Here is a 25,019-nt window from a genome sequence, read left to right as displayed (position 1 = left end):
TACTATTGTGATAATAGTAAGAACAATGTGCCGCCCACGTGAAAATCGGTAAGTTGTAGGTTTTAAATAAAGAATATAAATAAAGAATATAAATAAAGAATATAAATAAAGAATAGGGGACAGTCAATAATTTTTATAATTATTAACTGTCCCCTTAAAAGTTTATTGCTTGTTTGACATTTTCACTAAATCTTTAAGTTTTAAACGTTTGCCGTAATGAAGTATAGCAGAGGAATATATTTTTATGGATATCCAAGCTATAAAAACAATTGTTATTACCAAAGAAAACAGGGAGGCTATAATTTGCCAAATAGGAACTTCTGTAGCTAAAATTCTAGAAGGCATAGAAAAAGGTGCGGAAAATGGAATTATTGATGATAGGATTGCTACGTTTCCATTTGGCACTGCCAGTGAAAAATATCCCATATAGAAAGCCACCATAGATATCATACTAATAGGCATAATAGATGAATTAACATCTTCTGCCTTACTAACCGTAGCACCAGCTACAGCATTCATCATAGCATATAGAGAATAACCAAATATAAAGTATACAATAATCATTACAAGGCTAAAAGGGGTGAAGCTCGAAAAGTTAAGCGCTTGACCTGCTATTGCAAAATTCTCAGGAAAAGTTAATTTATAGGTTAGTGCACCAGTAAATACTACCATGGCTAATTGAATTAGACCAAGTATGCCCATAGCAGCACTTTTACCAAGAATTATTTTTGATGGTTTCGTTGAAGTTACAAGAAGTTCCATTACCCTTGAAGTCTTTTCAGAAGCTACAGACATAGCTACTCCATACCCATAAAAATAAATCGAAAAGAATAATAGCATACTTACAACAATACTTGAAATATAGCTGTTCATTTTGCCTTTTCCTAGTTCGTTTACATTAAAGGAAATTTCACTTTGCACCATTTTAGATACGTTATCAGATACATTAGAAGCCGTAAGTAAGTTGCTTACAAAAACACTTTTAATAACGCGACTAATTTCAGAGGGGGCAAGGCCGCTGCCAGATTGTTTGATTATATAATCAAAAGTTGGCACGCCATTTTTCTCATCTAGAACTATAAGTGCATTATTCTCTTCATTTTTAACTTTATTTTTAAGTGTATCAATATTATCAGAAGGTTCAGATTTAAATTCATAGTTTGAAAAAACTTTACCTAGTTTATTTAAATCTCCCTTTAGAATACCTTTTGAATCAACGACAAGCACAACTCCTTTTTTGTTTTGGATTGTAGTTGTACCTTGCTCTGTATTATTTTTATCGCTATTATCAAAATTCTTTATTATTGCTGGTAAGCTGACTATTACAATTGTTAAAATAAGTGTAATTACAGTTGAAATAATAAAGGATTTTTTTCTTAAGTTTTCCTTAAAGGTATAGCCTAAAACAGTAAAGAATTCTTTCATTATTGCTCACCAACCTTTTCAATAAATATTTCATGAAGAGAGGGTTCACGAATTTCAAATTTATCAAGCCTTATTTTTGATGCTATGATTTTTTCAAGAAGACTATAGGCTTCTTCATCAGACTTAATTTTAAACTCGTACCCGGAAGCGGTTTTTGATATAACATTTATGTTTTGCTCTTTTATAAGAGCATCAATTTCCTCTTGACAGTTCACAGTAAGATTCGTCCTTCCATAACCAGCCTTTATTTTCTTTAAGTTGCCATTGAGAATCGTTTGTCCATCTTTTAATATTATAAGGTCCTCGCAATATTCTTCCACAGACTGCATTTGATGACTAGACATTACTATATATTTACCCTTTTCAACTAATTCATAAATTACACTTTTAAATAAATCAGTATTAACTGGGTCAAGTCCACTTAGAGGTTCGTCTAGAATAATTAATTCAGGATCATGTAAAAGTGCTGTTATTAATTGAATTTTTTGCTGATTGCCTTTGGATAGCTGTTCAGCTGTAGAGTTGGAGTATTCAGATACCTTAAGTCTATCAAACCAATAGCTTATTGCTTTTTTTACTGACACTCTATCCATGCCCCGAAGTTTTCCGAAATATGAGAGTTGCTCTACTATCTTAGCCTTAGGATATAGGCCTCTTTCCTCTGGTAGATATCCGAATTTTACGGTTTCTCGTGTAACAGGACTTCCATTCCACTGAATGATTCCACTATCCTTTTCAAGAATTCCCAAAATCATTCTTATGGTAGTGGTTTTTCCTGCACCATTTGTGCCAAGTAAACCAAATACACCTGGCTTTTCAATTTTAAAAGAAATGTTGTCTACTGCAATTTTTTCTCCGAAATTTTTTACTAGATTTGATACGTCTAATGCCATATTATTACCCCCTTTTGAATGCCTTATGTATACATAACTGTTATTAAAAGTTATGCCTGCTTATTTTCAACATGTCCATATTATAACATACTATCTACCACCCTTGTGTTAAGTGGCATAACATAATAAGAACTGCCATAGAGATAGTCTCTGTAGCAGTTCTTATTATGTTATATAATTTAATTTATTATTTGTACTTTTATATTTTTAACACCCCAATCAAGGGCTTCGTTAAGTGTATTAAAAAATACATCTATATATTTTCCTTTTACTGCAGAACCTTTATCCGCAGCTATTGCATATCCGTAGCCTTCAACATATAATCTTGTTCCCATAGGAATGACATTAGGGTCAACAGCTATTGTACTATACCCAAAGGGATCCCGAACAGCCTTTTTTCCAGAGGCTGTATAAGTATTAGTTGCTCCTTTAATTGGGCAATAAGCAGTGGCCTTTACATTAATAATCTTTGTAGAAGGGTCTATAGTGCCTCCTCTTGAGAAGGATATGGCTTTTAAAGTACCTTGAACTATAATTTTACTTTGTGGTGCTTTAATTACCGTTTCTTTGATAACGTTGCTAGTTACTGCTTTACCATTCTCATAAGTCACATTTGTAGTAACACTTTTTTCGCCTGGCTTTCCCACTTGTGAAACCCTACTTTTAGATTTAAGTGTATTATTATCATTTTTAATAACTGTATTAAAAGGAATAGGTTTTGTTTCTTTTATTGTTGCTATTTTAACCCTTGTTACGGTAACTTCCATACCGCTTGATAACTCAGTTTCTATTGATGGTGAGACCTTATCCGTAGCACTTAGAGTTATTTTTTCTGATATTAACATTAGGGCAATGGTTTTTTTAGTAGATTTTATACTAAGAACTTTACCATCTACCAAGACTTTAAGATCTACAGTTATAACATCATTTAAAGATTTATCAACGGTATCATTTTCGTCTACATTTATTTTAGCACTAGCTAATGTGCCACTAAAAGTCTTTTGTATAGTTACTGGTTCAATTTGTTTACCGGCTACAACTACCGTACTATCTTCTTTTATGAAACACACAAAAATAGTTAAAGCTGAAATTATTGTCACCAGCATAAAATTAATTACGATATTTCCTCGTTTATATTTTATAAATTTAACGATAATAATCATCTCCTATTATAAATTTGGGTATAATTATTTATGTGGTCAGGCTAAAGCGCAGCAGTTTTTAATATATGATGTTTAAGAATAATCTGAAGAGATGCATGAGGGGTTGGTGTTTCATGTAAGCCTATACCATTATATTTATGGTAATTTATTGTAATAGTAGTATAGCATAGTTGGGAGTACATGGGAATTATTATTTTTTCTTTACTTATATTAAACAGAATTATAAAAACTCAGTAACTAAGCCATTCTGAGTAGAAATATTATGCTATGTTAAAAAAAGTATGGTACAATTCATGAAAAGATATAAAATTTAATACACTTATAAAAAATATTAACCAACAATTTTTTTATTGATGAAAAGATGCCACTTGCCACGTGGATGGCACCAAACCATCATTGTGTTTTATTTAACGCGATTTCAAATTGTAAATATTATGTTATAGTGTATATAATGTATAGATTTTGAATAGTAGACAGGAGGAACAATATGTTTAGTCCTATAAAGAACACAAAAGTTTACGAACAGGTAATAATTCAAATAAAAGATATGATTGATAAAGGTACACTTAAAAAGGGCGATAAGCTTCCTTCTGAGAGGAAGTTAGTCGAACAATTAATGGTAAGTAGAGCCTCCATTCGCGAGGCTCTTAGAGCATTAGAAGTTATTGGGCTTATAGATTGCAGACAAGGAGAAGGAAATTACATAAAAACAAGTTTTCAAGATAACTTATTTGAACCGCTATCAATTATGTTTATGTTAGAAGGAAGCGATCCAGACGCAATCTGGGAGCTAAGAAAAATTATGGAGGTGGAGGCTGCAGGTCTTGCATCCAAGAGGATAACTACTCAGCAACTAAAGGAATTAAAGGATATTACTAAAGAATTCATGAATTATGGGGATGAAATCATTAACGCTGAAATTGATAAACAATTTCATTATAAGATTGCAGAATGCTCAGGCAATGTTTTAATATTTAACATTCTAAAAACAGTTTCCACTCTTGTAGATCATTTTATTGTAGATGCAAGAAAATTGATATTAGCAGAGCCGGGAAATAAAGAAATACTTTTTTCACAGCACCACGAGGTATATTTAGCTATGGAAAAACATAGTTCTGCAGCTGCGCGAAAAGCAATGAGGGAACATCTAGATTTTGCAAATACGTATATGCAAAGGGAAAAATAGTCCGGAAAGATATAGTTTTATACAAAGCTAAAGGTGAAGGAAGTGGTTAATATTCCTTTCATCTTTAGCTTTTTTTTGAATAAAATAAATCTTATCGTTAACTATTTAACTATTATAGAAATATTTAAAATAGTGTGCTATTATGATTTGAAGGTGGTCAGACCATACTACCAGAAATGAGATTTTGCATTTTCTATAAGAATGATTGGAGGAAAATATATGGAAATTTTAGTTTGTATCAAACAAGTTCCAGGAACTTCAAAAGTTGAAGTAGATCCAGTTACAGGTGTTTTAAAAAGAGATGGTGTGGATTCAAAAATGAATCCTTATGATTTATATGCATTAGAAACTGCACTTAAAATTAAGGAGCAGCAAGGTGGATTAATTAAGGTTATAACTATGGGACCACCACAAGCAAAGGATGTAATTAGGGAAGCATATATGATGGGCGCAGATGAGGGCGCATTAATATCTGATAGAAAGTTTGCAGGGGCGGATGTTCTTGCTACAGCTTATACGATTTCTCAAGGTGTAAAAAAAATGGGTACTTTTGATCTTATATTATGTGGAAAGCAAACTACAGACGGTGATACTGCTCAAGTGGGACCAGAAATGGCTGAATATCTTGGTATTCCACACATTGCAAACGTTTTGAAAATAATAGAAATAAAAGATAAATCAGTTATTGTAGAAATGGATATGGCAAATACTGTTGAGGTAGCAGAAGTTCAATTTCCTTGTCTTTTAACTGTAGATAAAGATATATATCAGCCAAGACTTCCATCTTACAGGAAAAAATTAGCTACAAAAGATAGAGAAATAAAAATGATAACATTAAATGATTTTGAAGATAAGAATGAAAAAAGATATGGACTTAATGGTTCACCAACGCAGGTTGAGCGAATATTTCCTCCATCTGTAAACAATGATAGAGAAACGTGGACAGGCAACGGTGCACAGCTTAGTCTTAAAATAGCTGCAAAACTTAAAGAATTAAAATTTGTATAAAGAAGGGTGGAATTTTCATGAGTAAATTAATTTGTAATCAGGAGAAAGTAAATGAGTCAAATGTTGAAGAATTAATAAAGGTTTGCCCTTTTGGTGCAATTGAATACAACAAAGGAAAAATTGAAGTAAATGCAGGCTGTAAAATGTGTAAAATTTGCGTTAAAAAAGGTCCTACAGGAGTAATGGAATTTGTTGAAACAGAAGAAGTGAAAGTTGATAAGAGCTTATGGAAGGGTATAGGAGTATATGTGGACCATGTAGAAGGTGATATACATCCTGTAACAATGGAGCTAATCGGAAAAGCTAGAGAGCTTGCCGCAGTAGTTAATTTTCCAGTATATTGTGTATTTATTGGTTCTAATATAAAGGAAAAAGCCAAAGAATTGCTTTATTATGGAGTGGATGAAGTATTTGTATACGATTTCGAAGAGTTGAAGGATTTTAGGATAGAACCTTATACTGCTGCTTTTGAAGATTTTGTTAATAAGGTAAAGCCATCATCTTTACTGGTTGGTGCTACAACTATTGGTAGATCTCTTGCTCCAAGAGTAGCAGCAAGATTTAGAACAGGACTCACAGCTGATTGTACAATGCTTGAAATGAAAGAAAATACTGACCTTGTGCAGATAAGACCAGCTTTTGGTGGTAATATAATGGCGCAAATTCTTTGCCCGAATACTAGGCCTCAGATGTCAACAGTAAGATATAAGGTTATGAATGCTCCAGAAAAGCTATGCGCCCCAAAAGGTAAAATTACGATTTGTGATATAGATATAGAAAAATTGGCTTCAAAAATTGAAGTGTTAAAGATTACAAAAAAAGAAGCAGAAGATAATATTTCAGATGCAGAGGTAATTGTTGCAGTTGGTAGGGCATTAAAGTCAGAAAAGGACATGGCTATGATTGAGGAACTTGCAGAACTTCTTGGTGCTCAAATAGCAGGGACAAGACCAACAATTGAAGCCGGATGGATTAATGCTAAAAAACAAATTGGTCTTTCGGGTAGAACAGTTAAACCAAAGCTAATAATAGCTCTTGGAATTTCAGGTGCAGTTCAGTTTACAGCTGGAATGAATAGCTCAGAACGAATATTTGCAGTAAATAGTGATGAAAATGCTTCCATATTTAATGTTGCTCATTATGGAATAGTAGGAGATATTTATGAAATAGTTCCTCAATTAATCGAAAACATTAAGAACTCAGGGGCAGAGTATTGTGTACGTTAATATTACAGGATGATTTAATGTTGAGTAAAGATAATAAGTAAGTTAGTGTTAACAATAACATATGAACCGAGGAGGTAACTTTTATGGATTATAAAAAACTTGATACTAAGGATATAGAGTTTTTAGTTTCAATATTAGATAAAGATAGAGTGTTTATAGGTGATGCAATAAATGATGATTTCAGCCACGATGAAATGGGTGGAATAAGCAAAATGCCAGACGTATTAGTTGAAGTTCTTTCCACGCAGGAAGTTTCAAAGATTATGAAATATGCATATGAAAACATGATTCCGGTTGTAGCGAGAGGCTCAGGAACGGGACTTGTTGGAGCATCAGTTCCAATTTACGGTGGAATTATGATGAATATGTCTAAAATGAACAAGATACTTGAAATTGATGAAGAAAACTTAACATTAACCCTTGAACCAGGTGTACTTTTAATGGAAATAAGTAAATATGTTGAAGAGTTTGATTTATTTTATCCACCAGATCCAGGAGAAAAATCAGCTACAATTGCTGGTAACATAAATACCAATGCAGGTGGAATGAGAGCTGTTAAGTATGGAGTTACTAGAGATTACATAAGAGGACTTGAGGTAGTGCTTCCAAATGGAGAAATACTTAATATTGGAGGAAAAGTAGTTAAGAATTCTTCTGGTTACAGTATAAAAGACTTAATCTGTGGATCTGAAGGAACACTAGGAATTGTTACAAAAGCTATACTAAAACTTATACCACTACCTAAGAAAGCTATATCACTGTTAGTACCTTTTCCAAATCTTGATTTGGCAATAGGTACAGTTCCAAAGATAGTTAAATCAAAATCTGCACCAACTGCTATAGAATTTATGCAAAGAGAAGTTATTCTTGCTGCTGAAGAATTTCTAGGAAAAAAATTCCCCGATAATTCCTCAGATGCATATCTTTTATTAACTTTTGATGGTAATAGCGTAGAAGAAATAGAAAAAGCTTATGAAAGCGTAGCTAATATTTGCCTTGAAGAAGGTGCTCTTGATGTATTTATAACTGACACAGATGAAAGAAAAGAAGCTGTTTGGTCTGCAAGAGGAGCTTTCCTTGAAGCTGTTAAGGCAACAACCACTGATATGGATGAATGTGACGTTGTGGTTCCAAGAAACAAAGTTGCTGAGTTCATTAAGTATACAAATGAACTTCAAAAGGAGTTTGATGTAAGAATAAGAAGCTTTGGTCATGCAGGTGATGGTAATTTACATGTGTATGTTTTAAAGGATGAGCTATCAGATAAAGCCTGGGAAAAGAAGATTGAAGTAGTATTTGAAGCAATGTATAGTAAGTCCAGAGAACTAGAAGGCTTAGTATCTGGAGAACATGGAATTGGTTTTGCTAAGAAATCATATATGCTAGAGCAATATGGACCCGTATATGTAGGACTTATGAAAAATATAAAATTGGCTTTTGATCCTAAAAATATATTAAATCCAGGGAAAATTTGTAAATAAACCAACTTATATCGTCAATGTCTTTTAAAGAGGTTGGCGATATAATAATAACTTTATGTAACCCATTTCAATATTGCTACTGATATTACTAAACAAAGGAGGTAATAAGAAATGAACAATTATTTATTATTTTTCATAGCACTTATCCCCATTGTATGGCTTATGGTGTCACTCGGAGTTTTAAAAATGCCAGGGCATAAAACCTGTTTAATTACCCTTGTGCTTACAATAGTACTTGCAATATTAGTTTGGAAGATGCCAATTAGTCAAGCGCTTACAGCAACACTTGAGGGCGCAGCTATGGCATTATGGCCAATAATAGTTGTAATAATTGCAGCAGTGTTCACCTATAACCTTTCTATGCATACAAAAAGCATGGATGTAATAAAGGACATGATGACAGGAATTACAACAGATAGAAGAATACTAGTTTTAATTGTCGCTTGGGGTTTTGGTGGTTTTCTTGAAGCTATTGCAGGATTTGGTACAGCGGTTGCTATACCTGCTAGTATTTTAGCCGCACTTGGCTTTAATCCAGTATTTGCAGCAATAATATGTCTTATAGCAAATACTACACCAACCGCTTTTGGAGCAATTGGACTCCCTGTAACAACATTGGCAAAAGTTGCATCAATTGATCCGATTATATTAAGCTATGCAGTGGCATTACAATTATTTGTATTAATTGTAATTTTACCATTAGTCTTAGTAATGCTAACAGGTAAAAGTGTAAAGGCAATAAAGGGAGTTGTGCTTATTTCTCTCGCGTCAGGTCTAGCTTTTGCAATACCAGAACTTCTAGTAGCAAAATATTTGGGTGCAGAACTTCCGGCGCTAATTGGTTCATTAGTATGTATTATTGTAACAGTTGCAATAGCTAAAATATTCTATAAAAAAACTGCATCCAAAGAAAAAGTTCTTATAACTATAAAACAGGGGTTATTGGCCTGGGTACCATTTATTTTAATCCTCGCTTTTATATTAATCACAAGTACTTTGGTTCCAGCTATAAATAAACCATTATCAGCCATAAAAACTTCTATTCAAATATACAATGGTCCCCATGCAAAAATTAGTAGCTTTGTATGGATTGCTAATCCTGGAACACTTATAATCCTTGCCACATTTATTGGTGGACTTATTCAGGGAGCTAAGGCTCGCGAGATAGTAAAAGTATTTACGGATACTTGCAGGCAAATGACTAAATCTGCAATAACAATACTTGCTATAGTGTCTCTTGCGAAGGTAATGAGTTATAGTGGGATGATAACATCTATTGCTGTGGTGTTAGTTGCAGCAACAGGAAGCTTTTATCCGTTATTTGCACCAATTATAGGGGCACTAGGAACCTTTGTGACTGGCAGTGATACCTCTGCTAACGTGTTGTTCGGACCGCTGCAAGTTGAAGTTGCAAATAACTTACATATGAGTCCTTATTGGTTAGCAGCTGCTAATACCGGTGGAGCCACTGCTGGTAAAATGATCTCTCCACAAAGTATTGCAGTTGCTACAGCAGCCACTGGAATTGTAGGAGCAGAGGGTAAGATATTAAAGGCAACTTTGAAATTCTGCCTTGCATATGTAGCAATATTAGGATTAATTACGTACTTCGGAGCAAAATTTTTTACAATGTAGGGAGGAATATAAATGACTAAAATAAAAATACCATATTCAAAACAGTTTTTGGAAATTGATGTACCAGATAATAATTTGGTAGCAATATTAGAATCAAAAGCTCATGCTTATAAAGTTGAACAAACTCAGCAAGAAATTGTAAATAAAGCACTTGATAATCCTATTGGAAGTGAAAAATTAGAAGGGCTAGTTAAAGGTGTGAAAAACTTAGTATTAATAACTAGTGACCACACAAGACCTGTACCAAGTAAAGTAACACTTCCAATACTTCTTAAAAGAATTAGAAGTGTAAACCCTGATATCGTTATAACAATATTAATTGCCACTGGTTTCCATAGACCTACTACAAGGGAAGAAATGATTGATAAGTTTGGAGCTGAAATTGTAGATAATGAAGTGATAATAAATCATGTATCAGAGGATTATAGCAGCGTTGTTCGCGTTGGAACGCTTCCCTCTGGTGGAGAACTATGGCTTAATAAGATAGCAATGGAGGCAGAACTTTTAATTTCAGAAGGCTTTATAGAGCCACACTTCTTTGCAGGATTTTCTGGAGGACGAAAGAGTGTACTTCCAGGAGTTGCATCAGCAAAGACAGTTATGGCAAACCATTGCTCAGAATTTATAGCAAGCGAGTACGCGCGTTCAGGAGTTATTGAAAATAACCCAATTCATAGGGATATGATTTATGCTGCAAAACAGGCAAAACTGGCTTTCATATTAAATGTTGTTATTGACAGTAACAAGAAGGTTATAAACGCATTCGCAGGAGATAGCGAACTTGCCCACCAAGAAGGATGCAAATTTGTTATGGAGCTTGCAGCTGTTAAAGCTGTTAAAGCAGATATTGTTATATCAACTAATGGAGGATATCCTCTTGACCAGAACATATACCAATCTGTAAAAGGTATGACTGCAGGAGAAGCAACTAGCAAAGATGGCGGAGTTATAATCATGGTATCGGCTTGTAATGATGGACATGGCGGTCAGTCCTTTTATGACAATTTAGCAAATGCAAGCAGCCCACGGGAAGTTCTAGGTAGGGTGCTCAAGGTAGGAAGAAATGATACAGTGCCAGATCAATGGGAATTTCAAATTCTTGCCCGCATACTGGACACCCATACTGTGATTCTTGTTACAGATATGTGTGACCCGGAAATGATAGTAAAAATGCATATGAAACATGCAGCTACCTTTGAAAAGGCGCTCCAAATGGCCTTTGAAATCAAAGGGGAAAATGCAAAAATAACAGTAATACCAGATGGAGTTTCAGTTGTTGTAAAATAAAAAAAGGTGCCACCCACGTGGCAAGTGGCAACTTGCAAGTAAAATGGGCTGTCTCAAAATAGAAATTAATTTCTATTTTGAGACAGCCCATTTTCAAAATTTAATCTAATATTCTTACCTTTAAATATTTAACGCCCCAATGAAGAGCCTCTTCACGTGTATTGAAAAATACATCTATAAAATTTCCTTTAACTCCAGACCCTTTATCAGCTGCGATAGCATTTCCGTAACCTTCAACATATAATTTTGTTCCTAGTGGAATTACATTAGGATCTACAGCTATGGTACTATAGCCGCTTGAATTTCTTACAGCCTTTCTTCCAGAGAACGTATATGTATCATTTATTCCATCAACTGCCCAGTATGCAGTTGCCTTTACATTAAGTGTCTTTTCAGAGGTTGCTGTAGCACGTATATTGAGAGCTTTTGAAGATGCTCCCCTTGAAAGGGTCCTGGCGGGCATTGTGCCCTGAGCTATAATTTTATGTTGAGGTTCTTTAACTACCATTTCCTTAATAACTTTTCTATTTACTTCTTTCCCATTCTTATAAGTAACATCTAAAGTAATACTTTTTTCACCGTTTATCCCATTTTGCAAAACTTTGCTTTGAGACTTTAATGTATCCTTATCATTTTTTATAACTGTTTTAAAGTCAATAGGCTTTTTTTCTTGTACTGTTTCTGTTTTGACTCTAGTTATGATAATATTCATGTCTTTAGATAACTTATTTTCTATTGAAGGGTAAACCATATCATTAGAACCTAAATTTATTTTTTCTGTATTTAACATTAATGCAATATCTTTTTCTGCAGATGCTATATTAAGTTCTTTATTGTCTACAAAGACTTTAAGATTTATAGCATGATTAATAGTTATAACATCATTGTTAACTACTTTTGAATTTAAAACTTTATCAATCTTATCTTTTACTGCTATATGTATTTTTGCTTTTCTTAAAGCAGTTTCAACAGTTTTTTGGTAAGTTACTAATTTAATTTGCTTTCCATCTACCACCACGGTAATGTTTTTTCTTGCTATGGACATGAAAGCAGTTGTGGTTGTAATTATGGCCACTAGGATAAATAAAATTACAATTTTCCTTGGTTTAACTTTTATAAATTTAGCAATAATGATCATCTCCTATTATAAATTTCAATAAAATAATTATGTAGGATTCTTAAATAGATTATATTAAAATATATAATATTTAAGAATAATTTCAAAAAATGAATGAACTATAGGGTATTCAGATACGTATGCATGGTGATTTATTTTAGTAGTAGTATACCACATTTTTCAGTGACAGGGTGAATTGATACTTATTATCACTTGTAAAAGTCCAGCTCATATGGTTCAATTATTTTGGGAGTTATATTATTTTTACTTGCCATCTTAATAATGGCAACAAAAATAAGCTGATAAAATAAGTTTAATTACTTAGGAACTTGAAGAATTAGTTACTTTTTCAAAGCTACCTAACACTAATTATGGAGGTGATTTTTTGAAGTTAAAAGAATTAGAGAATATAGTATTTAAGTCATCTTCTATTTTAATGAGAAATGAAGGCGAAAAAGCTTTTAATAGTGGGTTAGTTAGTAAGATTAAAGGGAAGAAAATTGATAACATATATAACATTTATGGATGCGTCAGAAACTCTACTAAGACAGGTGAATTAAACACCCATATAAGAATAGACTTATTAAAGAAAAAATTAGAGGGCGTAAGATGTACTTGTGAGGATTTCAAAGAAAGTTCCACTACGGGTTATTTATTTATGTGTAGCCATTTAACTGCTACAGCATATAGTTTTTTTGGCAGGGCTGCAACAAGCAATTCCGAGAAAAATCAAAATAACGGTGTAAACCAAAAAATAGAAAAAAATCAAAAACTAGAATTAAATCAAGAAGCAGAAAAGCACAAAGAAGATAATAAAGGTACAAATAGTTTTATAAGATTAGTTCGTAAAGTTTCAAAAGGACCTACGTACTATGAAGCACAACATACGATAGGCAAGGAAAAAACAAGGATTGAACCTGTGGACTTAAGGGCTTTTTTATCAAAGGTAAAGGGTGGGAAAATCAAGTTCAACTATGATAGCTTTGAATTTGAAGCTCCAATAATGCAGTTGGATTTACCATTAACCTTTACATTAAAGATTAGAAAGGAACATTTTGTTGTAACAACCCATAAACAGTTTCCAGTGTCTTTAAATGATAAGAATGATGTATATTTATTTAATTGGAAGCTTTATCTACCATCAAGAAATCAAGTGGGCAGATATATGCTTTTATGTGACAAGTTAAAAACAAATGGGGAGATTCTATACCGAAAGGATATAGAGAATTATAACAAACTTACATCCTTCTTAAGGAGTATTACAAGTGATATTAATATTAGTGAAGAGGTAAAAGCCTATGCAGCAAATTTTATAAAGCCAGAGTTTCATATATATGACATAGACAATGATATTTATTGCGATATAAAAATTATTTATGGAAATGAGAAAATTAACATATTAAAGGAAGAGAAAAGTGTAGATATAATTACACGTGACTATAAAAAAGAGGGTAAAATCCTTATGGAACTAGAGAAATATAGGTTCATAAAAAGAAATGAGAGGCTACTGTTTATAGGTGGAGATGAGGAATTATTTGATATTTTAAGTAAAAGTGAAGATAATCTACATTGCCTAGGAAATGTAACTTTTGGTAAAGGGCTTAAACACAGAAGAATATTTGATTCAAGCTATATTGAAGCTAAGATCCAAGAAACGGAAGGTAACTATGATTTTTCCTATTCTATTCATGACATTGAAAATAGGGAATTAAATAGCGTTCTCACATCATTTAAGCAAAACAATAGATTCTACAAAACTGTAAATAATAATTTTCTGGATTTTGAAGATGCGGGAGTCAAGGATTTTTTTGATTTAGTAATTGCATTGAATACAAAGGAAAAAATAAAAGATGGGCTAATAGAAATAGAAAAAAATAAGGCACTATATTTAAATGAAAAAACAAAAAACAAGAATCTTCAATTTATAAAAGGGATTGAAGTGTTAAAGAACATAGAAAAAACTTTTTTAAATATAAATAACATGGACATAAATATACCATTGAATTTAAAAGCTACACTTAGAGAATATCAAATAGAGGGTTTTAAATGGCTTAAAAGCTTAGGCGAATTAGGTTTTGGTGGGATACTCGCGGATGAAATGGGCCTTGGTAAAACTATTCAAGCCATAGCTTTCCTTTTATCCCAGGAAAATAAAAAATCTATTATTATTAGCCCCACCTCCCTTATTTATAATTGGAAGGCGGAACTAGAAAAATTTGCGCCTAGTTTAAAGGTTGGCATTGTACATGGAGAAAAAAATGAAAGACATAGATTAATTCATAATTTACAGGATTATGATGTAATATTAACAACTTATGGAACGTTAAGAATTGATATACAGCAATATGAGGATATTATATTCGATTGCTGTATTATAGATGAAGCCCAAAACATAAAAAATTATTTAACACAAAACACAAAAGTGATTAAAGAAGTTAAAGCCAAGGTTAGATTTGCGTTAACAGGAACTCCTATGGAGAATAATTTAACTGAACTCTGGTCTATCTTTGATTTTATAATGCCAGATTATTTATATACCAAAGAAATTTTTGAATCAAAATTCACCATGGGACGTGTTGGTGATTTAGAAGAACTTAAACTATTAATTAAGCCTTTTCTTTTAAGAAGAACAAAAAATGAAGTAATGAAAGAATTGCCGGATAAAATAGAAAAGAAATTTCTAGTTGAGATGACAACAGCTCAAAAGGCTGTATACAAAGCTTATATTAAAGCTGTCAGGGAGAAAATGAAAAATAACAGTGAGGGTAAAATAGAAGTTTTTTCTTATTTAACAAGGCTTAGACAAATTTGCTTAGACCCTTCACTTGTAATAGAGGAGTACAAAGGTGGAAGTGGAAAACTAAAAGTTGCAACGGAGCTTATTGAGAAACATATTGATTCACAGGGCAAAGTGCTATTGTTTTCTCAATTCACCTCTGCACTTAAAAATATAGGAGAGAACTTAAAGAGAAAAGGAATCCCCTACCTTTATTTAGATGGAAAAACAAAACCTCAGGATAGAATAAAATTGGTAGATGAATTTAATAGCAGTTGCGACACATTAGTATTTTTAATATCACTAAAGGCAGGAGGAACAGGCCTAAATTTGGCCTCTGCAAATCTAGTTATTCATTTTGATCCTTGGTGGAATCCAGCAGTAGAGGATCAAGCAACAGATAGAGCGCATAGAATTGGTCAAAGAAATGTAGTAGAAGTAATTAAGTTAGTTGCTAAGGGAACTATAGAAGAAAAAATCATTCTACTTCAAGAAAATAAAAAAGATTTAATCGACAGTGTAATTACGGGGGAACTTACCAATAGTCATGTTCTAGGGAAGCTTACAAGGGAAGAGTTGCTGGAGCTTTTCAGGTTTTAAGGCAGCACCGTAAGCTATAAGTAAATTGATTTCTAGAAATTAAACAGTATAATATAATAAGATGCCACTTGCCACGTGGGTGGCACTAGATATTATTAGGAGGAATAAAAAATGTACGTAGAATTTAACAGTGAAATAGTAGGTAGTGAGGATATAAAAAATATAATTGAGAAAAACACAGAGTTTAAAGTGCTTAAAGACATGAGCAAAGGTACAAAAAGAGAGGATACAATAGCTTTTAATTTAAGTGTAGGGATAGATACCTTAAATGACTTAATGGAAGAAGAAGTTGATTTAAATGAATTGACAGAAGATGAATTATTTGAGGAATATCTATCACTGGCAGAAGAAATTGCAATGGACATTGAAGAATATGTTCCAGAGGGAGCTATTATGGATATTAAATCTTATAAATGGGATAAATCAGATAATGCCATAAAATTAATTATAATTATAGCTCCTGAGGATCTTTACGAAGTTAAATTAAGGGATGTTATGAAGAAACTTATAACGCAAGTGGAGTAAAATTGCAGACTAACGTTGAAATAACTAGGTTTTACAAGTAACGAATCCTTTGAATTGGTCTATATGCCACTCTTAATTATTTTCGGGTGGCAAATATATTTTCAAAAATATTTACAGTGTTATTTTTCATTTTTAAGTAATATATCATAATAAAACTCTTAAATATTAAACTATTTAGGAGTTTTATTATGCCAAAGATATAGAACAATTAAATAGTAAGGGTATTATATTTATATCATTAAAGGAAGCTATAAACACAACTACACCTACAGGAGTATTCATGCTCACAGTATTTTGAGTAGTTGCACAGCTTGAACGTGACTACCTAAAGGATAGACAGATGGAAGGCATAGAAATTGCAGTAACGGCAGGTAAGTACAAAGGACGTAAGCATAAAGAGTAAAATAGATATATCTTTTAATTAATTGATATAATTGATATGATTGTATTAATTGGAGGGGAATAATCATGAAAAATATAATAAAACATCCTATAGCATGATATTAGAAATAGCAAATCAATTTATTCAAAAATAATCTAAATTAAAAGGGGAAACATTTTTATGGAAGCATTTTTCGGATTTGGAAGTTTATTAGTTACAGTGGTAGCAATAATCGGTTTGGTAGTTTGTTTAATTAGAAAGAAAAAGGTTAAAAAATGGGCAATAACTGCTGCATCAAGTTTCGTAATATTCGTAGTAATGGTTTCATTACCGACAGAAACTGTAACACCAACTGCAGTAGAACCTTTAACAACAGAAGTAGCAGCAGAGACAATAGTAGAAGAAACAACTGCACCGCCTGTAATAGAAGAAAAAACAAAAGAAAATGTTCCAACAGAATATAAGTCTGCATTAAAAAAAGCAAATACATATAGCGATACTATGAGTATGTCTAAGGCTGGAGTATATGACCAGTTAACATCAGAGTATGGAGAGAAGTTTTCAAAAGAAGCTGGTCAATATGCTATAGATAATATAAAAGCTGATTGGAAAGAAAATGCATTGAAAAAAGCAAACACATATCAAAAAGACATGGCAATGTCTCCAAGTGGAATTTATGACCAATTGATATCAGAACATGGTGAGAAATTTACAGTAGAAGAAGCACAGTATGCTATAGATAATCTGGAGTAATATATTGCCTTACAAATATAAAAAAGCTAACTTAAACAAGTATTATTTAGATTTCAGTTAAATTTAACTATAAATAAATATGATTTATAAAATCAAGGACACTTTTAATATTCATTTATTAAAGGGTCCTTTTTTATTTGTATCACAATATTGTTAAATATATAGTATTGGCAGAAAATAAGATATAATTGTTATTAATATAAATCATATTTGCATTGGATTTATATATACTAGACTTCTGGAATAGTCAATGTCGTAATCGGATTGCTTAGAACGGCTTTAGTACTTAATGCTTAACAAGAACAAAAATAATTTTTTTTTGATGAGTATATCAAAATATAGTTTGTTTGGAGTATACCGCAGACGAACGCGAACTAATAGCCTTCAAAGTGGGATTATATGGTGGTGGATATAATATAATTAGTTCATTTAATATATCGATTTCAAACGAATACTTTAATATAAAAAGTATAAAGAGGCGATTATATGCAGACATACTTTTATATCCGAGGTAAAGGCTAAAGAATATAACATACCAATGGAATGTGTTTATTTGGCGAGACCCCATATAGGGTCCCGCCAACAAAACCGACTTAACTATACTAAGAAAATATTATTAGTATAAAGAAGGATAATGAGTGCCTTTGTAGAATTTAATGACCGAGGTGATGTGTTTGGATAAAGATAAATTAAAGTTAACCAATAGAGATTTATATTGGATAATAGCAATTTTAACAGGAATTGTTATTTTAGTATGTGCTGTTAGATTTTCTAATAAAATAGATTTGATAAACATATTTACATTTATGGCAAGTGGAATATCAATTGCATTAGCTTTTGTTGCTATTGGGATGTCTATAAAACAAGAATCTACTTCAAATATATTGAATAGCGAAACAAGAAATATGCTTTCTGCTATGAATGAAAAAATAATAGGTTTAGATTTTAAAATTAGTAATATAGATTTCCAAAGTATACAAGAATTAACCTTATCAGGCTTTAATAAATTAGAAGATAAAATTTCTAAAATTACATTAGGCGATAATACACCAGAAAAATTAGTGCTAAAAGAAGCAATATCCAAAGAAATAAATGAAGCCAAAGAAGAAACGTCAAAACAAATTGAAACAATTTTAAATAAAAATATTAATAGTATTGATAAATATTTTTATTCAAATCCAAGAATGAAGGAAAATTCAGTAGTAATAAAAGATATAATAGCAAAGTGTACAAATAAGTATACGGATGATGAATGGAGTAGGATTATTAGAGATACATCCAATGATCAAAGGCTTGTAGATCAGTTACAAAGAGTGATATCAAAAATTGGGGAAAAATAAGTTAGAGCCATTTGGCTCTTTTTTATGTTTAAAATTAAAGTAATTCTAAGACAAAAACAAAACTCTATGTATATCTATTATACTTAGAGTTTTTGTTTTCATAAATTATTTTGTATTATTATTGTTTAATAGTCGATTCATATTGGGTTAAACCCCAATATGAATCGGCTACAGTTTATTATCTAACTGGTATAGTAAATACAACCATCAAGATCACAACCATAGCAAGAATTAGGAACATTCTTGCAAGAGTTTTCATGTAGTTCATACCTCCAACTTATATATATTTAATTAATTTTTATTATAATCAATTTTAAAATATAAGTAAAGATATAAATTATGCCAAATAAATCAACTAGGAGTGAGAATAGTTATATTTTGTAAATGAGGAGTCTTGGTTTTGGTATATATATTAGGGGTAGCGTCAACATTTCCGAATTGTTGGTGCGGGTATGTGTAGCAATGGAACCAAAATTTCACTTTGATGCTATCCTTTATTTTTCGGCTTAAGAAGTGAAGGGTTATTAAATTTACACGTAAAGGAGATGATGAGAATGACTAAAGAATGCACCATGGAAATTGCTGATATGATAAATCATATCATAAACTAAGATGGGTTTGAATGTTACCCTTGGTTACATATTGACGGTCAAGTTGTCCAAGGATAAAATGAGTATCATAATGTATACTTAATGGAACAGTATTGTCATTACCTTATATCAACGGCTTTAATAGTATCAATAAGTTGATATTATATCTTTGGAACGTTTCTAAAGTGTGTTGACTATATGATACGTAAATTATATAATTAACGTATCAAAATGATATTAAAGGAAGGATTGATACTATGAAAACTGTAGCATATTTAAGAGTAAGTTCAAAAGACCAAAATTTAGATAGGCAATTAGATGAAATTAAGAAGTTAGGCATAGAGGATAAATTTATATATACTGATAAACAGAGCGGTAAAGATTTTGATAGAATAGGTTATAAATATATGAAAAAAGGATTAGAAAAAGGAGATTTACTTATAATTAAATCACTTGATAGATTTGGTCGTAGTTATGAGGATATAATGAAAGAATGGAATGATATTACTAAAACTATAGGTGCTGATATTAAAATATTAGACATGGAGCTATTAGATACTACCAAACATAAAGATATCCTAGGTACATTCATTAGTGATTTAGTATTACAGGTATTATCATTTGTAGCACATCAAGAAAGAGAGAATATTAAACAGCGTCAAAAGGAAGGTATTGCAATTGCTAAAAATAAAGGTATAAAGTTTGGTAGACCTAAATTAGAAGTTAATAGTGAAAATTTTGAAAGTATATATAAACAATGGAAAGATGGGAAAATTAAAGGGGTTGAAGCTACCCATATGATGAACATGACTAAAGCTACATTTTATCGAAGAGTAAAAGAGTATGAAGATAGATAGGTCGTGTTATAAAGAGAAATTACAAGTAAGTAATAGCTTACAGTAAATAATTTAAGCATGAGGTTAGAGAAATCTAACTTTATGCTTTATTTTTAACTAAATTTACAAATGTTGCAGGAAAAAGGAAGTTTTGTGTTGAAATGAGTATAGATATAAATTTAGTGGCATTGATTGTAAAATGTTATGTAACTAATGTCTATAATCCTGTTTTATAAAGATATTTCTCAGTTAAATAATAGCTGTGAATATGTCGATCTTATAAATAAAAATAAGGTTATTAAATCAGCAAGAGTTATAATACACGACATCAATGTCGGGAATACATCTATATTTTATGAATAGCCAGACATTTGTGTCGGGGTGACAAGAGTTATAGGAAATGGCAATGTCGGGGCTACTCTTTGGAGCCTCCGTTCTTAATTTTATAACGTAAATTGCAATTATAAAAAATATAATGCAACTAATATTTAGTATCTTCATGGCAAAAAAAATTCTATTGCAATTGACGTAGTGTCAAATGATATTATTTTCCTATGGGGAAACTCATATATTGAAAAGGAGGTGTTTGAATGAGCCATTTTGAACCAATTCACCAGGTGTCAGAGCAGCTTGGAATGACGAGCCGCACGCTTCGTCACTGGGAAGAAAAGGAACTTTTTCATAGTCAGCGTGACCCACAATCTGGTTGGCGTATATACAACGATGAAGCGTTACAACGTATACGTCTTGTACTACTGTTGAGAGAACTGGATATTCCTATAAAATCAGTGAAAGTCATACTTGATAGTGCAGACCCTCAAATAGCAGCGAAGATTATAAAAAAACAAATTGCCAAACTTAATGAAGAAAATATTGTAATTCTTCAACGAAAAGATTTACTTGGTAAATATCTTTCAGTTTTAAATTCCATGCAACCGTTATCTAATGCTTCCGAATACCTTGTGAAAATGGAAAAAATACTGGCATTTCAACTCATTTCCACAAAAAATATGATAAAACAATGGGAGGAAATTATTATGACAAACGACACAATTACTTCAGGAGCATTACGAATTGTTATTTTACCCGCAATGAGAGTGGCAGTATGTAATGTGATAAGCGCTTCGCCAGAGGATGAAGCACTCGAAAAAGTGTTGGGATGGGCAGAAGCAGAAAACTTAATGGGTACTGCTAACATTTTCGGCTTTAACACAACTGAATATAGCCCGGGCAGTTCGGAATACGGATGGTCCGCTTGCGTTAGTGTGCCAGAGCAAGTTATATTACCCGAACATCTTGAGGAAAAAAGATTGCCAGGCGGTTTATATGCATCGCTAAATAGCACAAACGAAGTATATGATTCTTGGCAAATATTAATGCGATTGTTGAAAGAAAGTAATGAATATGCTGTTGATGAAAGTCGCCCATGTCTGGAGGAGCTCATTCGTAGTGGTGAAGATAAAAGCCAGGGAAAAGACTTTTATTTGAACCTGCTGGAACCTGTTTGTAAAAAATAGTCCATAATAATTCATATATGAAGCATAGGTCACTATAAAGAGGGTATGGATATTTTTTAAAAGTAATTTTCAAATGTAAGAATTAAATTTAGAAATTCCCTTGTCTTAGAAGATAAAAAATGCTTGCCACATCCTATAACAATATATGACCGCAAGGGCTACGCCACATGGCAGAGGCTAAGGTAAGAGCTACCTAAGCCTCTGCCACGTCGGTCATACGAGACGTTAGCAGAAAGAATATTTTATAGGAAGTTTATGTGCCGTTACTAAAAAAGTGATAGTGCGCATCTGTAATTTAAGGTGTCGCAACTGTAAACTATTGTGTCCTACAAATAAAATTTACAAAAGGAAGTGTATGAAAAAAATGCCTACTGAAATAATTTGCGATGACTTTCCACAAATCGAGACCAAAAGATTAATACTTAAAGAAATATCCGTGAAAGATTGTAACTATCTATTTGAAATATTTTCAGATGAAGAGGTTTTGAAATACTATGATATTGAACCATTAAAGACTCTGGAAGAAGCAAATAACTTAATACAACTTTTTTGTAGGAGATTTAAAAATAAGAAAGGAATTAGATGGGGAATACATCTAAAGAATACAGATAAATTAATTGGTACATGTGGATATCAGAGCATAGATATACAATCACTCCGTACAGATATAGGGTATGAAATGTCCAAGGAGTATTGGGGACAAGGATTAATGAAAGAAGCTCTACAAGCAATAATTGGTTTTGGATTTAACAATATGTCATTGAATAGGATACAAGCATTAGTTGAACCTAACAATAAAAACTCAATTCAATTATTACATAGAATAGGATTTAGTGAGGAAGGTATCTTGAGTGAGTATGAACATTATAAAGGGGTATTTAAAGATTTAACAATACTATCATTATTGAAGTCAAAATATACCTTAGCTAAGTCATAATATTCTTATATGTCGTCGTAACTACTAAAGATGACAACTACCAAGTCTATTATATATGGCAGTGTTTCAAACAGTGTCTAACCCCAATATTTCTATCAAAATAAGAAAAGCCACATGATGGATACCAATTCCATTATGTGGTTAATTTTTATTAGATATGTCGGCTAAATCTAATTAATTGAGATATTATTTTAGAAGCTTATAGAAAGCTGACAGGAGTATTTCCCAATGATAAGACAAAATCAAGTATTTGTCCTATCACATTTTTGTGAATTTTGACTCTGCTATTTTTAACACTGCAACTATTATAGGCAAATTCATATAATTATCTAAATTTATCTATAATAATTTATAGGTTTTGAACTACTATAAAAAGGTATGCTTACTTATCAGTCTATTGGAGGTACTGAGGTATAGGGAAGTCCTTAATATGTTCAAACTTTATCAGATTTACTTCTCCAGGCGATATTTCAAATGTAATATTATCCATTCCAATACTATTATGTGCTCCAACGAATGGCAATAATTGTAATTTTATTATAAATCCAAATGTACGATACCCTTGAGGTCTTGTGATTTGTAGAGTTTTAATTCCGAATAAGTCAAAGGACACAGTTTTTTTATAATATGCGTCTATAGCATTTTGAATGTATGGAGAAAGAAGTGTATTGTAGATATCTTGGTACAACTCTTCTTTTGAATGAGTAGAAGTCTCGAAACCATTAGTAGCGTATATTGGTTTAGCAAGTGCATTTGTTGGTGGTGCAATTACTATTAATGTTAATATCAATGCAAATATAGTAATTCTAATTCTAATAGATATAAATTTTTTCAATTTCAATCAACCTCCTCAATTCTATTTATGTTAGTTTTACCTTTTGAGCAATTATTATTACGTCAAAGTAGGATAATTTGTAGGATATCAATTTCATCTTGTGGCTAAGTTTTATTAGATATGTCGGCTGTACCGTATAATCTGATTCTTTGAGGCGCTATCACAGAAGCTTAAGATAAGACAAAATAAAATCTTTGTCATATCACCTTATATTGATTTAAAATTTATAAAAAACTTATGATTGCATATATGTGGATATTATTGTTTTTAATAGGATTAAATGGTATGATCAAATAAATAGTTTGTGTCGAACTTGTAAAAAAATACGCAGTAATAAATTAAGAAGGGGTGTTCATGAATAATATTATTAGTATAAGAAATGGACATATAATGGAATGCTCTAAACTTTATGTAAAGGTATATAATGGTGAACATTGGAATGATAAATGGACTTTGGAAACTTATAAAAGGGTCAATGATATTTATAGTTCTCCAAATTTTGAAGGTGTTTTGTATAATTTGTAGGTTAAATTAATTTTAGGATAACTTAATTGAAAGCACAGAGTTCTAAATTGATATTACCTCCTAAATATGGTATATTTGAAAGTTATATTTATAAAATGAATTATATTCCTACAGCGGGGTAAGTTCTTCTTGGATATATTACTGTTCCAACAAATGTTGAGTCTGCATTAGTTAAAACTATACTGGTCTGCAAGTATCTTATTTAAGCGGTGGTGTTCATAGCTCACAGATATAGGTGTAACATGGGGAATTAACTAAAAATTATGTATATTGTAAAAATATAAGTTATGAGGTGTTAATATGGATTATGATATATATAAACAATATTTAATCAAGGAATATAAGGACAAAGTACAAAAAGTTCGGAATATTTCAGAAGTAATTAATTACCTAAATCATATTGTGAATCTCAATAAAATTGAACCTCCTTCAGAAGCAAGCCCAATTTTCTATAATATTACAAAATTTAATTTTTTAAATTGTACAAAAAATAAAGATTTAAATTTAACCATTGAAGAATTTGAGTTTGAAGCATACGAAGTCGTGCATGATGAAAAAAGTGAAAATTACTACGAAGAAAATAATAAAGTTAATAAAGGAAGTCCAATTATTGTCTTTGTAGAAAAGAGACTAGGAGCGATTACGTCAACTTGTGAACCCTTAAAGCAACAGCTGCATATAGCTGAAGGAATTAGTGAATACCATATTGAAAATGAAACTCCAGAATTTTTTGATTATTTAACGCTACTTGATGTGTTTAAAAAGAAGAAGATATAATAATCATCATTCTAATCCGAACTTATAAATTGATTAAAATCTTTATAAAAAATTTAAATACTATTTCTAATTTGCATTTTTAAAATATTGGTAAGGAATTAAGGAAGTTTTAAGTTGTATTAAATAACTTTAAAAAATACTTAATTCACATTATTCTTTACAGACGACACAAGTAGTAACCCCCTGTCAATTAAGATGTGGGGTT

General features: G+C 31.6%; 19 protein-coding genes and 2 pseudogenes. 16 read left to right on the top strand and 5 right to left on the bottom strand.

Translation table 11 applies throughout. The annotated features are described in order from the left end of the window. Positions 1-162: 162 nt before the first annotated feature. From KPL50_RS10710 to KPL50_RS27460, 3 genes are all read right to left on the bottom strand, one after another. The gene (locus KPL50_RS10710) at positions 163-1,425 is read right to left on the bottom strand and encodes an ABC transporter permease (protein WP_216298460.1); all 1,263 of its coding nucleotides are present in this window, start codon (positions 1,423-1,425) and stop codon (positions 163-165) included. Next, positions 1,425-2,318 (bottom strand): ABC transporter ATP-binding protein, encoded by an 894-nt coding sequence (locus KPL50_RS10705; protein WP_216298459.1) that lies wholly within the window; start codon positions 2,316-2,318, stop codon positions 1,425-1,427. The genes KPL50_RS10710 and KPL50_RS10705 overlap by 1 nt, the downstream gene beginning before the upstream one ends. Before the next feature lie 179 nt (positions 2,319-2,497). Continuing rightward, positions 2,498-3,424, bottom strand: coding sequence for a 3D domain-containing protein (locus tag KPL50_RS27460; RefSeq protein WP_216298458.1), 927 nt, complete (start codon positions 3,422-3,424; stop codon positions 2,498-2,500). A 544-nt stretch (positions 3,425-3,968) separates the two neighbouring features. On the opposite strand from KPL50_RS27460, the gene KPL50_RS10695 reads away from it, so the two are divergent. From KPL50_RS10695 to larA, 6 genes are all read left to right on the top strand, one after another. Continuing rightward, positions 3,969-4,667: a FadR/GntR family transcriptional regulator gene (locus KPL50_RS10695; protein ID WP_216298457.1), complete on the top strand. Its 699-nt coding sequence runs from the start codon at positions 3,969-3,971 to the stop codon at positions 4,665-4,667. A 219-nt stretch (positions 4,668-4,886) separates the two neighbouring features. Further along, positions 4,887-5,675, top strand: a complete 789-nt coding sequence (locus tag KPL50_RS10690) for an electron transfer flavoprotein subunit beta/FixA family protein (RefSeq protein ID WP_216298456.1) — start codon at positions 4,887-4,889, stop codon at positions 5,673-5,675. 17 nt (positions 5,676-5,692) lie between these two features. Continuing rightward, a complete protein-coding gene (locus KPL50_RS10685) occupies positions 5,693-6,901 on the top strand; it encodes an electron transfer flavoprotein subunit alpha (RefSeq protein ID WP_216298455.1) in 1,209 nt (402 codons plus the stop codon). A gap of 83 nt (positions 6,902-6,984) precedes the next feature. Continuing rightward, a complete protein-coding gene (locus KPL50_RS10680; protein ID WP_216298454.1) occupies positions 6,985-8,382 on the top strand; it encodes an FAD-binding oxidoreductase in 1,398 nt (465 codons plus the stop codon). A 111-nt stretch (positions 8,383-8,493) separates the two neighbouring features. After that, complete coding sequence (locus KPL50_RS10675) at positions 8,494-10,017, top strand: L-lactate permease (RefSeq protein WP_216298453.1); 1,524 nt, start codon at positions 8,494-8,496, stop codon at positions 10,015-10,017. Between the two features lie 12 nt (positions 10,018-10,029). Then, positions 10,030-11,304 carry a nickel-dependent lactate racemase gene (gene larA / locus KPL50_RS10670; protein WP_216298452.1) on the top strand — a complete coding sequence of 425 codons (1,275 nt, stop codon included), beginning with the start codon at positions 10,030-10,032 and terminating at the stop codon, positions 11,302-11,304. Positions 11,305-11,404: 100 nt separating this feature from the next. On the opposite strand, the gene KPL50_RS27455 is transcribed toward larA, so the two are convergent. Further along, complete coding sequence (locus KPL50_RS27455; RefSeq protein WP_216298451.1) at positions 11,405-12,379, bottom strand: 3D domain-containing protein; 975 nt, start codon at positions 12,377-12,379, stop codon at positions 11,405-11,407. 427 nt (positions 12,380-12,806) lie between these two features. On the opposite strand from KPL50_RS27455, the gene KPL50_RS10660 reads away from it, so the two are divergent. The 8 genes and pseudogenes from KPL50_RS10660 to KPL50_RS10630 all read left to right on the top strand — a co-directional run bounded on the left by KPL50_RS10660 (position 12,807) and on the right by KPL50_RS10630 (position 22,677). After that, positions 12,807-15,797: a DEAD/DEAH box helicase gene (locus KPL50_RS10660; RefSeq protein ID WP_216298450.1), complete on the top strand. Its 2,991-nt coding sequence runs from the start codon at positions 12,807-12,809 to the stop codon at positions 15,795-15,797. Positions 15,798-15,908: 111 nt separating this feature from the next. Then, positions 15,909-16,322: a hypothetical protein gene (locus KPL50_RS10655; protein ID WP_216298449.1), complete on the top strand. Its 414-nt coding sequence runs from the start codon at positions 15,909-15,911 to the stop codon at positions 16,320-16,322. Between the two features lie 199 nt (positions 16,323-16,521). Next, positions 16,522-16,713 (top strand): annotated as a pseudogene (locus tag KPL50_RS27000) (recombinase family protein); the annotation flags it as partial. Between the two features lie 453 nt (positions 16,714-17,166). Further along, positions 17,167-17,457: pseudogene (locus KPL50_RS27880) on the top strand (Ltp family lipoprotein); the annotation flags it as partial. Positions 17,458-18,131: 674 nt separating this feature from the next. Further along, positions 18,132-18,797, top strand: coding sequence for a hypothetical protein (locus tag KPL50_RS10645; RefSeq protein WP_216298448.1), 666 nt, complete (start codon positions 18,132-18,134; stop codon positions 18,795-18,797). Positions 18,798-19,644: 847 nt separating this feature from the next. Next, positions 19,645-20,244, top strand: coding sequence for a recombinase family protein (locus KPL50_RS10640; protein ID WP_216298447.1), 600 nt, complete (start codon positions 19,645-19,647; stop codon positions 20,242-20,244). 569 nt (positions 20,245-20,813) lie between these two features. Continuing rightward, positions 20,814-21,740, top strand: coding sequence for a MerR family transcriptional regulator (locus KPL50_RS10635; RefSeq protein WP_216298446.1), 927 nt, complete (start codon positions 20,814-20,816; stop codon positions 21,738-21,740). Between the two features lie 355 nt (positions 21,741-22,095). Then, positions 22,096-22,677: a GNAT family N-acetyltransferase gene (locus KPL50_RS10630; RefSeq protein WP_253200564.1), complete on the top strand. Its 582-nt coding sequence runs from the start codon at positions 22,096-22,098 to the stop codon at positions 22,675-22,677. Between the two features lie 394 nt (positions 22,678-23,071). Here the strand turns inward: KPL50_RS10630 and KPL50_RS10625 are convergent, their stop codons facing one another. After that, the gene (locus KPL50_RS10625; protein ID WP_216298445.1) at positions 23,072-23,512 is read right to left on the bottom strand and encodes a DUF3888 domain-containing protein; all 441 of its coding nucleotides are present in this window, start codon (positions 23,510-23,512) and stop codon (positions 23,072-23,074) included. A gap of 354 nt (positions 23,513-23,866) precedes the next feature. Between KPL50_RS10625 and KPL50_RS10620 the strand changes: the two genes are divergently transcribed. Together KPL50_RS10620 and KPL50_RS10615 are read left to right on the top strand one after the other, a co-directional pair. Further along, the gene (locus tag KPL50_RS10620; RefSeq protein ID WP_216298444.1) at positions 23,867-24,037 is read left to right on the top strand and encodes a hypothetical protein; all 171 of its coding nucleotides are present in this window, start codon (positions 23,867-23,869) and stop codon (positions 24,035-24,037) included. Positions 24,038-24,337: 300 nt separating this feature from the next. Then, positions 24,338-24,814: a hypothetical protein gene (locus KPL50_RS10615; RefSeq protein ID WP_216298443.1), complete on the top strand. Its 477-nt coding sequence runs from the start codon at positions 24,338-24,340 to the stop codon at positions 24,812-24,814. Positions 24,815-25,019 lie beyond the last annotated feature (205 nt).

Source organism: Clostridium sp. CF012 (genome assembly GCF_018861755.1).
GTDB lineage: Bacteria > Bacillota > Clostridia > Clostridiales > Clostridiaceae > Clostridium_AD.
Note: the sequence above shows the minus strand (reverse complement) of the source record. Positions and strands in the feature narration are given on the sequence as shown.